Here is a 13486-nt window from a genome sequence, read left to right on the forward strand (position 1 = left end):
ACGATCACTCCTCCTTCTCACGGCAATTTCCAGAACACGACGGTCACCAGCCAGAACACGACCGCCCAGAAGACCATCACCGCGGCGATCAACAGGGCGCCCCGCACGTTGGTTGCCGTGGTCGGCGCTTCAGGGTCCGGGTGCAGCCACCGTTCGAGCAATGGATTCACATAGCGAGGCATCGTCACGAAGGTCATGACGAAGCTGGACAACAGGTTGCCGATCGCCATGCCCAGCCACAGCGGGAGCCGCGCCCACGCCAGCGCCAAGGTGAGCAGCACGACCGTCGGATACAGGCCGACCCACACCGCGATCGACGTCTTCGTCCGCGACGGCGTCCGCGCCCGGCCCCCGGGTTCATCGAACGCGAACCAGCTGCCGAACGAGTTGTCGATCGTGCGTAATCGAAAGTCGCCGAACCGCTTTCCTTCGTCGAGCAACTGCCGGCGCTCGGCCGAGGTCAGCCACCCGTCCAGGTCAGCGGCGGTGTCGTAGCGGTAGAGCATGGTCCACTCGTCCTGCACGCCCTCGATCGGCCGGAAGATCTCGGCACCGCGGAAGCCCGGAAACTTGTTTTCCGCCAACCGAAGTCGCTCCTGCCAGGCCAGGAACTCGTCGATGTGCTCGGGCGGGACCCGATGGGTCACCACGGCCGTGACGAGGGTGTCCGGGGGTGCGGCCCCGCCCGTCACGATCTGCTGCGTGGGCGCGCCCTCGAGGTAGCGCCGTCCTTCGGCGAGCCGGTCCTGACGCGTGGTGCTGTTGATCCACGCGCGCAGATTCGGGATCGAGTCGAAGCGGTAGATCACCGACCAGTGCGGCTGCACGGCTGTCGGCGGGTTGACCTCGGCGGCGATGAATCCCGGATAGCGCGACGCCATGCTGTTCAGCCCGTGCTGCCAGGACAGGAAAGCTTTTTCGCAGCCGGGCCGCACCGTTTCTCCGATGATGACGGTGGCGGCGTTGATGGCCGACTGCTCGTGGGTCATCGATGTCTCCGGCACTCAGCCGGTCGAGGTCAACCGGACCGGTCGCAGGGACCCGAAGATGCGGTCGGGAGTGAGCGGCAGCTCGCGATATCGGACTCCGGTCGCGTCATATACCGCGTTCGCGAGTGCCGGTGCGACCGGGTTGATGCAGCACTCGGCAATCCCTTTGGACCGCGCCGGACCCACCGAGTCGGTCGAGCCGACCAGGATCACCTCGGTGCGGGGAGTGTCGGCGTAGGTCGGTATGCGGTAGTTGCGCAGCGTCGGATTGGTCATGACGCCGTTTTCGTCGACGAGATAGTTCTCGGTCAACACGAAGCCGAGGCCCTGGGCCACACCGCCTTCGATCTGACCGCGCACCTGTGCGGGATTGATGATCACCCCGGCGTCGGTGGCCTGCACGCTGTAGAGGACCCGGATCTCACCGGTCACGCGATGCACCGCGACTCGGAAGGCCTGCGTGTTGCAGGCGAGGCTGCGCGGCGACCCGTATGCCTTGCGCGATTCGGTCAACCGCGTACCCCGGCGGCGGGCGGCCGCCGCCAATTCGGTCAATCCGATGCGGGTGTCGCCACAGCGCACGGCATCGTCATCCATGGCGCACGAGGCCAAGTCGACCCCGGTATGCGTGGCGGCGAAGCGCAGAATCCGGTCGCGCAATGCCGCGGCCGTCCGCTGCACCGCATTGCCGGCCACGGACAGACCCGCGCTCGCGAATGCGCCGGTGTCGAAACCCGTGCGGTCGGTGTCGGCCTGGACGAGCCTGATCCGGGCCGGCGTGGTGCCCAGCTCGGCCGCGGCGATCTGAACGTGCGCCGTCGGTGTCCCCTCACCGAATTCCACAGTGCCCACGGCGATCTCATAGATGCCGTCGTCGCCGAGGGTGGCCAGCCCGACCGAGACATGTTCGGTCGGTGGTGCGGTTTCGTGCATCGATGTGGCTGTGCCGGTGCCGATCTGCCAGTCCTCCCCCGGCGCCTGCCCGTCGGGGTGGGCACGCAGCGCGGCGTCGACCCGGTCGATGCACGCGGCCAGTCCATCCTCCGTGAACGCTACGTCATTGGCCTCGTCCTCGATCGACAGCAACGCGTCACCGGGCCGCACGATATTGCGGCGGCGCAGCTCCAGCGGATCCATGCCGAGGGCGACGGCCAGCTCGTGCATCGCCGACTCCACCGCGAAGACCGGCTGGGTCATGCCGTAGCCGCGCAGTGCGCCGCTGGGCACGGTGTTGGTGTAGACCGAGTAGCCGTCGAATTTCTTGTTGGGACAGCGGTACAGCGCGATCGCGCCGCCTCCGGCGAACAACGTCTCCCCGGCGTGGTTGCCGTAGGCGCCGGTATTGGAGACATTGCGGAACTCGACAGCGGTCAGTGTTCCGTCGGACCGCGCCCCCAGCTTCACCGTGATCTTCATCGGATGTCGCGGTGAGGCAGTGGTGAACTCCTCCTCGCGCGTGTATTCCAGACACGTCGGCCGGCCGGTGTCCAGCGTCGCCAGCGCCACCAGATCTTCACTGATCACTTCCTGCTTGCCGCCGAAGGCGCCGCCGACGCGCTTGCAGAACACCCGAATCCGATCGGGTCGCAGGCCGAACAGATGGGCCAGCTTCCCTTTCGCGATCCACGGCGATTGCGAACTGGTCCGCACATGCAGCCGGCCCGCTTCCATCCAGGCGATCGAACCGTGCGTCTCCAGATGGGCATGCTGCACCCGCGGTGAGAAGTACGTGCCTTCGTGAATGACATCGGCTTCGGCGAATCCCTGTGCGACATCACCGATTTCGCCGTGTAACTCGACGAGGATGTTGTGCACGGGGTCCTGCACGAACGGATCGTGGGATCCGTGCAGCTGCGGCGCACCGGATTGCATCGCCTGCTCGGGATCGAATACCGCCGGCAGCACCTCGTACTCGACGGCGACCTTGCGACAGCCCTCCTCCGCGGCGCCGATCGATTCGGCCAGCACCGCGACCACCCGTTGGCCGACGAAGCGCACCACATTGTCCAGGATGTAGGTGTCGTCGGGGTCGACGAGATGATCGGTGTGGATCGCGGTGGAGAACAGCCTCCGGGGCACGTCTTCCCACGTGTACACGCGGTGCACTCCGGGCACGGCCAGCGCCGCGGACTTGTCGATGGAGACGATGCGCGCATGGGCATGGGGTGAGTGCAGCACCTTCAGATGGAGCATCCCGGGCAGTTCGGTGTCCATCGTGTACTCGGCGCGCCCGGTCACCACGTCGGCCCCGGCCGGCGTGCCGACACTGGTGCCGATCGCCCGGCCCGGTGCGGCGACTTCGATACCGGCCACGCCGTTGATCGCGTCCTCGATTGCCCGATAGCCGGTGCAGCGGCACAGGTTTCCCTTCAACGCGTGCGGCAGGTCCTGCTTCTGCGCGTCGGTGAGGGCGGATGCCGTCATGATCATCCCGGCTGTGCAGAAGCCGCACTGGAATCCCGGGGCCTCGAGGAACTGCCGCTGCATCGGGTGCATGTCCTCGGGTGAACCGAGCCCCTCGATCGTCGTGATCTCATGCCCGTCGGCACGGAACGCCGGCGTGAGACAACTGTGCACCGGACGACCGTCGAGCCAGACCGTGCATGCGCCGCAGTCACCGGCGTCGCACCCCTTCTTCACCCCGAACCAGCCCAGGTGCCGCAGAAAGGTCCGCAGGCACTGACCGGGTCGCGGCTCCTGGGAGAACGTCTTCCCGTTGACGATATAGCTCATCGCAAGCCTCCGGATGTCACCGCAGGCCGCCAAGTTCGACCCGGATCTCCTCGGCATAGTGCTTCGCCAGGTGCTTACGGTGACCCGGGGTGCCGTTGGGGTCGGCGAACCAGACATCGGCATGTATCGCGTCGATGTGGCCCTGCAGGGTGTCGGCGTCGGGCACGGTGTCGAACCGCAGCACAACCGGGTGCGTGGTACCCGCCGTGATGGTGAGCAGCAGATCACGGGTGCCCGGCGTCTGGGTCGCGACCATGAATATTGTGGAACGGCCGAGCTTGGTCAGTGTGAATCGCCGGTGCGTGTGGCGCTTGCGCAGAGCGTCACCGGGAATGTGCACACTACGCAGGATTTCCCCGGGCCACAGCGCATTTCGATGGTTGCCGAGGACGAAATCCTTCGCCGCGATCGTTCTCTCGGTTCCGTCCGCGGCCCACACGCGATAGGTCGCCTCGAGCGCCACGGTCAGGGTGATCATCGGCCCGGCCGGCAGGGACATGCAGATATTGCCGCCCACCGTCGCGGCATTCCAGATCTTGAACGACGCCAGGAGGGCCTCACAGCTGCTGCGCAGCAGACTGCCCGCCGGCCAGCCATCCGGCGGTGCGAACTCGTGCAGCTCCCTGATCGTGCACGTCGCGCCGATCTCGAGGCCCTCGCTGTCGGCCACCAGGTGAGGCCAGCCGAGTTCGGTGAGGTCGACCAGTCGGTGGACATTCGGCTGTGGCTCGGAGAACAACCACGTGCCGCCGGCCAGCCACGCGTCTCCGGTGTGCCAATCCGCACCCGGCCGGCCGGAAGGCGGGCGGAGAACGTCGACGACGGTGTTCAGATCCATACGAGCCCTCCGTCGACACGCCGTCAGGCGCTGCTGAACAGACTGACCGTAGAGTTCCGGGTCGATTCTGGGAATATTTCTCACACCGGGTTCACGGGGTGATGTGTCCGCAACGAATCATGATCACGTTTTCCCCAGACTGACATTGAGCGGGAGATACTGTCAATATCCGTGGATGTTGACCACCAGGCGACCTCCGCCGCGCAACGATACGCGCAGACGGCGGGGTTGACCTGGATCTTTCGTGGAGCTGACGCATCGGCCAGACCGGATTCGGATCGGTATTTCGCAACCGGCCGCCGGGTTCCACGGTCGGCGCGCGTCATGATCACACAGGGCAAGCCTCCACACGCATGCAATGAGTTCGCATGCCAGGCAGACGATTTCGATCCGCGCGGTTCCCCGGTGCCACCGGCACCGGATCCGGACCCCGAAACGACAACAGGTGGAGAGCGGGATTCGCTCTCCACCTGCTTGTTTGGAGCCGCCTGGGGGAATCGAACCCCCGACCTTTTCATTACGAGTGAAGCGCTCTACCGACTGAGCTAAGGCGGCGTGCCTTCCGGCGGTGCGAGTCTATCGTCTCGCGCCCGAATCGCGAAAACGGGAGCTCGCGAGATCGGGGACACACCCGGGTCAGGTGGAACGGGCCGCGATCAGGGCCGCGGCCATGGCGGCGAGGGCGAAGCGCGGCTTCACATTGGTTTCGAGGGCCTCGCGGCAATCGAGCACCGCCTGGATGGAGAGCAGCAGGCCCTCGGGGCGGACATCGGTCGCGAGTTCCCGGATCTGGTCGGCCATGTCCGGGTGGGTGAGGGTGACTCCGGAGGAGGAGTCCGCGGTGGCCGCGCCGAATCGGACCGCGAGCGCGTCCCGGTACAGGCCCGCGACATCGATCAGGGCCCGGTCCAGGGCATCGCGCCCGGTGCGGGTGGCCCGCGACTTCTGGCGTTTCTCCAGGTCTTTCAGCGCGCCGGCGGAACCGCGGGTGGCCGAGGCGGTGCCCTTACCGGTGCCGCCCGCGCCCAGCGCGGTGGCCAGTTCCTCGCGTTCCTTCCCGTCGCGCTCGGCACTGACCTGTTTGGCCTCGTCATCGGCCGACTTCACCAGTTCGTCGGCGGCCGCATACGCCGCTGCGGGCCGGGCGGTCGCCGTCACCAGCGCCAGGGCTCGTTTGCGCCGGGCCCGGGCCTGGTCGTCGGTGGCCAGCCGCCGGGCGCGCCCGACATGTCCACCGCTGATCGAGGCCGCCCAGCCCGCGGTCTTCTGGTCCAGACCGTCCCGCTCGTGCAGCACCCGCGCGATCGAATCCACCGACGGGGTCGCCAAATGCACGTGCCTGCACCGGGATCGCAGCGTCACCGAAATGTCCTCGGGATCCACCGACGGCGCGCACAGCAGGAACACCGTGCGTTCCGGCGGCTCCTCCACCACCTTCAACAGCACATTGCCCGCCGCCTCGGTCAACCGGTCGGCGTCCTCGACCACGACCACCTGCCAGCGCCCGGTGCTCGGCCGCCGCGACGCCACCTGCACGATCTCGCGCATCTCCTTGGTGCCGATGCTCAAGCCCTCCGGCACCACCCGCCGCACATCGCCGTGGGTCCCGGCCATGGTGGTCGTGCACGCGTGGCACCGCCCGCATCCGGGCGTCCCCTCGTCCGTGCACTGCAGCGCCGCCGCGAAGCACAGTGCCGCGACCGACCGCCCCGATCCGGGCGGCCCGGTGAACAACCACGAATGCGTCATGGCCGACGACGATCCGGCCCCGTCCCGCGCCGCCACCGCCGCGGCCGTCAACTCGGACTCGACCGCACCCTGGCCGACCAGCCGATCGAAGACACCCGCCACGCCGACCACCTTAGCCGCCATCCCCGACAGCCCGGCCGGGAGTCAGTTCGCGCGCTGATATGTCGTGTTCGCGCCGTCCAGGGCCTCGCGGATGATGTCCGCGTGCCCGGAGTGGTGCGCGATCTCCCGGAAGATGTGCAGCAGGATGTAGCGCACGGTGAGCCACTGCCGCTCCGGCGCCCAGGGCGCGGTCGGCGTCGGCACCGAATCCTCGAGGTTGGGTAGCTCGCGGATCAGCTTACCGGTGTGCTCGGCCACCACCTCCCACTCGGCCAGCAGGCCGGCGACCGTCTGTTCCGGGTCCAGCCGATACTCGGAATCCATTCGGGAGACATCGAATTCGGAGTTCGGGTCGCGCTCGACGAGGATGGTGGTCCAGTGCCGCTCGATATTCACCGCGTGGCTGAGCAGACCGCCGAGGGTGAGTTCACTGACCGTGGTGCGCTGGCGCGCCTGCTCGTCGTCGATTCCGCGGACGGTGATCCGGAAGAGCTCGCGCTGGCTGTCCAGGATCTTGATCAGTTCTTCACGCTCGTGGTCGACGGTCATCGAATGTCCTTCCGCTGGTGCGTGTTCCGGATAACACGCTACGGCAGGCCACCGACAGGCACAGCGGCCGAAAAGCGAAGCGCCCCCGTCGTGACGGGGGCGCTTCGATCAGGTCAGGACTGCGAGGCCGCGGTCTTCTTCGCCGCCGCCTTCTTGGCCGGGGTCTTCTTGGCCGCCGCTGCCTTCTTGGTGGTGACGCCGTCGGCCGTCTTGGCCGCCGCCTTCTTCGCCGCCGCCTTCTTGACCACGGTCTTGGCCACCGAGGTCTTCTTCGCGGCCGCCTTCTTGGCGGTCTTCTTCGCGGCCTTCTTCACCGGCCCGCGCGCCCGCCGGTCCGCCAGCAGCTCCGAAGCCCGTGCGTCGGTGATGGATTCGACCTCGTCGCCCTTGCGCAGGCTGGCATTGGTCTCACCGTCGGTGACATACGGGCCGAACCGCCCGTCCTTGATCACCATCGGCTTCTCCGACACCGGGTCCACACCCAGCTCACGCAGCGGCGGCGCACTGGCCGACTGCCCGCCGCGCCGCTTGGGCTCGGCGTAGATCTTGAGCGCGTCCTCCAGCGTCACCGTGAAGATCTGATCCTCACCGGTGAGCGAGCGCGAATCCGTGCCCTTCTTCAGGTACGGCCCGTACCGCCCGTTCTGCGCGGTGATCTCGTCCCCGGAGTCCGGGTCCACACCCACCACGCGCGGCAGCGACAGCAGCTTGAGCGCGTCGTCCAGGGTCACCGACTCCACGCTCATGGACTTGAACAGCGACCCGGTACGCGGCTTCGGCTTGTCGGCCGCCTTCTTGGCGGGCTTCTTCGCCGTGGTGTCCAGATCCTCCGCGGACTCCGGCAGGATCTCGGTGACGTAGGGGCCGAAACGTCCTTCCTTGGCGACGATTTCGTGCCCGGTCGCCGGATCGGTACCCAGCGAGCGACCTTCCTGCGGAGTCGCGAACAGCTTCTCCGCGACCTCGGGCGACAGCTCGTCCGGCGGCAGATCGTCGGGCAGATTGGCCCGCTGCGACACCGGATTCCCGTCCGGGTCATCGGGATTGACGACCATGCGCTCCAGGTACGGCCCGAACTTGCCGACCCGGACCACCACATCGCGGCCCTCGTCATCGCTGAAGAGCTTGATGGAGTTGACTTCTCGCGCGTCGATGCCGTCGAGTCGTTCGCCCACCATCCTTTTCAGGCCGCCCGACCGCGCCACCGAACCCTCGGCACCGTGATCGCCACCGAAATAGAAGGAGGACAACCAGTTTCCGCGCTGCTCGCGGCCGCCGGCGATGGCGTCGAGATCGTCCTCCATGGCCGCGGTGAAGTCGAAATCCACCAGCCGCCCGAAGTGGTCCTCCAGCAGTCCGATCACCGCGAACGCCACCCACGACGGCACCAGCGCGCTGCCGCGCTTGTACACGTAGCCGCGGTCGAGAATCGTCTTGATGATCGAGGAGTAGGTGGAAGGACGGCCGATGCCGAGATCTTCCAGCGCCTTGATCAGCGAAGCTTCGGTGAAGCGTGCGGGCGGATTGGTGGTGTGCCCGTCCGGCTCGAGCTCGATGGCCGTCACGCGCTGGCCCTCGGTCAGCGCCGGCAGCCGCGATTCGGCGTCGTCGGACTGGCCGCCCGCCTCCTCGTCGACACTCTCCACATACGCCTTGAGGAATCCCGGGAAGGTGATCGTCCGGCCGGACGCCGAAAACACGCACTCCTCACCGCTGTTCGCGATGCCGGTAATGCGCACCGTCAGCGTGGTGCCGCGCGCGTCCTGCATCTGTGAGGCCACCGTGCGCTGCCAGATCAGCTCGTACAAACGGAATTCGTCGCCGTCGAGCTTGGCATGCAACTGTCCCGGCGTGGCAAAGGTGTCGCCCGCGGGCCGAATGGCCTCGTGCGCCTCCTGCGCATTCTTGACCTTGCGGGTGTACTGCCGCGGCGTGGGACTCACGTATTCCGCACCGTACAACTGCGTGGCCTGCGCCCGGGCCGCCTGAATCGCCGACTCCGACAAAGTCGTCGAGTCGGTACGCATATAAGTGATGTAACCGTTCTCGTACAGCCGCTGCGCCACCCGCATGGTGCGCTCGGAGGTGAAACGCAGCTTGCGCGCGGCCTCCTGCTGCAGCGTCGAGGTCATGAACGGCGCGTACGGCTTTCGCGTGTACGGCTTGGATTCCACCGAGGAAACCGTGAAATCCACGCCGTGCAGCGATTCCGCAAGCCGCTGCGCATAGCCGGCATCGAGTACGACGACACCCTGCGATTTCAGCTGCCCGTCGGATCCGAAATCGCGACCGGTCGCCACGCGAGCGCCCTCGACACTGACCAGCCGCGCACCGAAGACCCGCGGATTCCCGCCGTCCTCCTGCCCGCGCCCGCCGGCGTCGAGCTTGGCCGCGATATCCCAGTACTCCGCGGACCGGAACGCCATGCGCTCCCGCTCGCGCTGCACGATGACGCGCGTCGCCACCGACTGCACCCGGCCCGCCGACAGCCGCGGCATGACCTTCTTCCACAGCACCGGCGAGACCTCGTAGCCGTAGAGCCGGTCCAGGATGCGCCGCGTCTCCTGCGCGTCGACCAGATCCTGGTCCAGCTCACGGGTATCGGCCGCGGCGGCCTGGATGGCGGGCTCGGTGATCTCGTGGAACACCATGCGACGCACCGGCACCTTGGGCTTGAGCGTCTCCAGCAGGTGCCAGGCGATCGCCTCGCCCTCGCGGTCGGGGTCGGTGGCGAGGTAGAGCTCGTCGGCGTCGGCCAGCAGGCTCTTCAGCTCGCTGACCTTCCCCTTCTTATCGGGGCTGACCACATAAATGGGCTCGAAATCGTGATCGACATCCACGCCGAGCCGAGCCCACTGCTGTCCTTTGTATTTGGCGGGCACATCCGCCGCACCCCGCGGCAGGTCCCGAATATGACCGACCGAGGCCTCCACGACATAGCCGCGGCCCAGGTAGGGGGCGATCTTCTTGGCCTTCGTCGGCGACTCGACAATCACGAGACGACGCAGGGAACGGCCCTGGTCGGGCGCTGCCTGGGGGTTCGGCGCTGCACCGCGGTCTCGTGTTGCCACCGGCGAACACACCTTTCATCTCGATCCGCGTCGGCGCTGGTGTACGCGCTCTACGCGGCTGGGGCAAACGGCTGCGATGTCCGATATCGCTGCCAGCAACGTTTATACCGTGTTCGAAGGCCGTGGCTGGTGCACGGCGACGATGTAGCCCCTGATCGTGATCGAGTGTAATGGGTCCAGATATGGGTCGTCCCCCACCGCCGGGGGCGATGGGGGACGGAACCTGAGGGGTTGGCTCGCTCAGGAGAGCGCGCGAACACCGGTGGCCTGCGGGCCCTTGGTGCCTTGACCAACCTCGAACTCGACCTTCTGGTTCTCCTCGAGGGTGCGGAAGCCCGACCCCTGGATCTCGGAGTAGTGGACGAAGACGTCAGCTGAGCCGTCCTCGGGCGCGATGAAGCCGAACCCCTTCTCCGCGTTGAACCACTTCACAGTTCCCTGTGCCATTCTGTTCCTTCTCTTTCCATACCGGAACGGCGGACAACTGGGTTCATCCACCGGGTCCGTTGAGACCGCTGTACTCTGTTCCCCCTGCAGGAAAGCACCTAGTACACCGTTCGCAACATCGATCCTGCTGATGGTTTGGACTTTCGATCCGTTCCCTCGAACACAGAAGCTTGCGACCAGGAACCAGTGAACCATGTCTTCCCGGAATTCAACAGCGGAGTTACCCACAATTTGCAAAAAAGTTGATCTTGCGAATGCGCAGGTGAGGGGCATAATGCCCAAATCCGTACTTGAAGTTGGTTTGCTTCCGGATAACAGAGCGAGCATCTGGCAAACGGGGTGTGAGGCAGGTCGCTACTCTGCAGTGAAATGGCAGGTGAGGCGGCGGGCGCACACACGTTTCGCACCCGTTGGGCGTGTCGCGGTGACGCTTCGATGAATGGCGGGGATCCAATGCGTCGATCCGGAGACAACAGCGACATCAGCTACGGGAGATCGTTGCTGAATCGTGTCCTTGACAGCCCGCTTTCGGGTGACCCCCGACTCACCCATGTCAGCGAGCTACCGCCGCGCACGGCGCAGATCACGAAATGGCCCGAATGGACATCTCCGGATGTCATCGCCGCAGTTCAGGCGGCCGGAGTCGCAGAGCCGTGGAGCCACCAGAGCCGGGCCGCGGAACTGGCCGCGGCGGGGCGGCACGTGGTGGTGTCGACCGGGACGGCGTCCGGGAAATCGCTGGCGTATCAGCTGCCGGTTTTGACCGCGCTGCAACAGGATCCGCGGGCCACGGCGCTCTATCTGTCGCCGACCAAAGCGCTGGGGGCCGATCAGCTGCGCATGGTCAACGAGCTGACCAGCGAAGATCCGCTGCGGACCATTCATCCCGCGCCGTATGACGGCGATACGCCGGCGGAAATCCGGCAGTGGGTGCGGGCGCACGCGCGATGGGTGTTCACCAATCCGGACATGCTGCACGTCGGAATGCTGCGGTCTCATCAGCGGTGGGCACGATTGTTGCGTCAGCTCACATACATCGTGGTCGACGAATGTCACATCTATCGCGGGGTTTTCGGCTCGCACGTGGCGCTGGTGCTGCGCCGGTTACGGCGGCTCGCCGAGCGCTACGGAGCGGATCCGGTTTTCGTGCTGTGCTCGGCGACCACGGCCGATCCGGCGGCCACCGCCGAAAAGCTGATCGGCGCACCGTGTGTCGCGGTCACCGACGACGGGTCGCCGCAGGGCGCGCGGACCGTGGCGCTGTGGGAACCGCCGCTGCTCGGCAGCGGCGTGACCGGGGAAAACGGTGCGGCTGTGCGACGTTCGGCCGGGGCCGAGGCCGCCACCGTGATGGCGGATCTGGTGGTCGAGGGGGCGCGCACGCTGACCTTCGTGCGGTCGCGGCGCAGCGCCGAACTGGTCGCCATGGACACGCGACGGCTGCTGGCGGAGGTGGATGCCGAGCTCCCCGGGCGTGTCGCAGCCTATCGGGCCGGGTACCTGGCCGAGGACCGGCGGGCGCTGGAGGCGGCGCTCTCGGACGGCTCGCTGCTGGGTGCGGCCACCACGAATGCCCTGGAACTGGGCGTGGACATCGCCGGGCTGGATGCCGTCGTGGTGGCGGGATATCCGGGGACGGTCGCCTCGTTCTGGCAGCAGGCCGGGCGCGCCGGGCGGCGCACCCAGGGGTCGCTGGTGCTGCTCATCGCGCGGGACGACCCGCTGGACACCTACCTCGTGCACCACCCGCAGGCGCTGCTCGGGCGGCCCCTGGAAGCCACCATCACCGACCCGCACAACCCGTACGTGCTCGGGCCGCATCTGCTGTGCGCGGCCATGGAACAGCCGCTCAGCGACGCGGAAGTGCATGCCTTCCAGGCCTGGGAACTGCTGTCCGACCTGGCCGAACAGGGTTTGATCCGGCGGCGTGCGGGGGTGGCGCGGGACGGGTCGGCGCGCTGGTTCGTGACCGCCGACGCGCATCCGCACGACGCGGTGGACGTGCGCGGCGGCATCGGCACGGCGGTGGCGGTGGTGGACGGCGAGTCGGGCCGCATGCTGGGCACCACCGACGCCGGGCGTGCTCCGGCCACCCTGCATCCGGGCGCGGTGCATCTGCATCAGGGCGAGAGCTATGTGGTCGACGAGCTGGACCTCGAGGAGGGCGTCGCGCTGGTGCACGCCGACACGCCGGGGTGGAGCACCAGTGCGCGGGTGGTCACCTCGCTGGAGATCGAGGCGGTGACCGAGGAGCGCCGATACGGCTCGGTCACAACGGCTTTGGCGCAGGTGCTGGTGACCCGCCAGGTGGTCGCGTACCTGCGCCGGCTGCCCAGCGGCGAGGTGCTGGACCTGGTGCCGCTGGACCTGTCGGCGCAGACGCTGCCCACCCGGGCCGTGTACTACACGGTCACGCCGGATCTGCTGGCCCGGGCCGGGATCGACGCCCGGCACGCCGCAGGCGCGCTGCACGCGGCCGAACACGCCGCGATCGGCATGCTGCCGCTGGTGGCGACCTGCGATCGGTGGGATATCGGCGGCGTGTCTACCGCCGAACACGCCGGCACCGGGCTGCCCACGGTCTTCGTCTACGACGGGCATCCCGGCGGGGCGGGCTTCGCCGAGCGCGGTTTCGTCCGGTTGCGGCACTGGCTGACGGCCACGCTGGGCGCCATCGAGTCCTGCGCGTGCGTGCACGGGTGCCCGTCCTGCGTGCAGTCACCCAAGTGCGGCAACGGCAACAACCCGCTGGACAAGGCCGGTGCGGCCCGGCTACTGCGGGCCGTGCTGGCCGAACTCGGGGAAGATGACGACCGCTCTCCCGAACCGTGACACGGCCGTCTCCGCCGCGAGACCGGAGCGCCACACGACCAACCGGTCGGCCTTGTCAGCTGGCTGATATCGGGCGAAATCCGGATGCTGAGGGGTGGCCGCGACACGCCGGACACCCAAGTCGATTAAAAAGGGATGCTATCCTGTTAACTGAGGGATTGCTCTGTTCGATAATG

Annotated in this window: 8 protein-coding genes and 1 tRNA gene; 1 reads left to right on the forward strand and 8 read right to left on the reverse strand. The window is 67.3% G+C overall.

Translation table 11 applies throughout. The annotated features are described in order from the left end of the window. Nucleotides 1–17: 17 nt before the first annotated feature. The 8 genes from ABZV44_RS03835 to ABZV44_RS03870 form a co-directional block, all read right to left on the reverse strand. Nucleotides 18–989, reverse strand: a complete 972-nt coding sequence (locus tag ABZV44_RS03835; RefSeq protein WP_354831527.1) for an antibiotic biosynthesis monooxygenase — start codon at nucleotides 987–989, stop codon at nucleotides 18–20. Nucleotides 990–1004: 15 nt separating this feature from the next. After that, a complete protein-coding gene (locus ABZV44_RS03840; protein WP_354831529.1) occupies nucleotides 1005–3722 on the reverse strand; it encodes a molybdopterin-dependent oxidoreductase in 2718 nt (905 codons plus the stop codon). Nucleotides 3723–3738: 16 nt separating this feature from the next. Next, a complete protein-coding gene (locus ABZV44_RS03845; RefSeq protein ID WP_354831532.1) occupies nucleotides 3739–4560 on the reverse strand; it encodes an FAD binding domain-containing protein in 822 nt (273 codons plus the stop codon). 479 nt (nucleotides 4561–5039) lie between these two features. Further along, nucleotides 5040–5115, reverse strand: a tRNA-Thr gene (locus tag ABZV44_RS03850). Nucleotides 5116–5196: 81 nt separating this feature from the next. Then, a complete protein-coding gene (locus tag ABZV44_RS03855; protein WP_354831535.1) occupies nucleotides 5197–6411 on the reverse strand; it encodes a DNA polymerase III subunit delta' in 1215 nt (404 codons plus the stop codon). 42 nt (nucleotides 6412–6453) lie between these two features. Next, complete coding sequence (locus tag ABZV44_RS03860; RefSeq protein ID WP_354831537.1) at nucleotides 6454–6960, reverse strand: DinB family protein; 507 nt, start codon at nucleotides 6958–6960, stop codon at nucleotides 6454–6456. A gap of 113 nt (nucleotides 6961–7073) precedes the next feature. Further along, nucleotides 7074–9956: a type I DNA topoisomerase gene (topA, locus tag ABZV44_RS03865; protein WP_354831685.1), complete on the reverse strand. Its 2883-nt coding sequence runs from the start codon at nucleotides 9954–9956 to the stop codon at nucleotides 7074–7076. 315 nt (nucleotides 9957–10271) lie between these two features. After that, the gene (locus ABZV44_RS03870) at nucleotides 10272–10478 is read right to left on the reverse strand and encodes a cold-shock protein (RefSeq protein ID WP_011206895.1); all 207 of its coding nucleotides are present in this window, start codon (nucleotides 10476–10478) and stop codon (nucleotides 10272–10274) included. Nucleotides 10479–10931: 453 nt separating this feature from the next. Here ABZV44_RS03870 and ABZV44_RS03875 point away from each other — a divergent pair, with 453 nt between their 5' ends. After that, complete coding sequence (locus ABZV44_RS03875) at nucleotides 10932–13310, forward strand: DEAD/DEAH box helicase (RefSeq protein ID WP_354831542.1); 2379 nt, start codon at nucleotides 10932–10934, stop codon at nucleotides 13308–13310. The last annotated feature ends 176 nt before the right edge of the window (nucleotides 13311–13486 follow it).

It is taken from the genome of Nocardia sp. NPDC004860 (assembly GCF_040609015.1).
Taxonomy (GTDB): domain Bacteria; phylum Actinomycetota; class Actinomycetes; order Mycobacteriales; family Mycobacteriaceae; genus Nocardia.

Excerpts from the sequence above, each read along its gene's own strand:
- ABZV44_RS03835 (WP_354831527.1), bottom strand. The coding sequence starts at position 989 with ATGACCCACGAGCAGTCGGCCATCAACGCCGCCACCGTCATCATCGGA.
- ABZV44_RS03840 (WP_354831529.1), bottom strand. The coding sequence starts at position 3,722 with ATGAGCTATATCGTCAACGGGAAGACGTTCTCCCAGGAGCCGCGACCC.
- ABZV44_RS03845 (WP_354831532.1), bottom strand. The coding sequence starts at position 4,560 with ATGGATCTGAACACCGTCGTCGACGTTCTCCGCCCGCCTTCCGGCCGG.
- ABZV44_RS03860 (WP_354831537.1), bottom strand. The coding sequence starts at position 6,960 with ATGACCGTCGACCACGAGCGTGAAGAACTGATCAAGATCCTGGACAGC.
- ABZV44_RS03870 (WP_011206895.1), bottom strand. The coding sequence starts at position 10,478 with ATGGCACAGGGAACTGTGAAGTGGTTCAACGCGGAGAAGGGGTTCGGC.
- ABZV44_RS03875 (WP_354831542.1), top strand. The coding sequence starts at position 10,932 with ATGCGTCGATCCGGAGACAACAGCGACATCAGCTACGGGAGATCGTTG.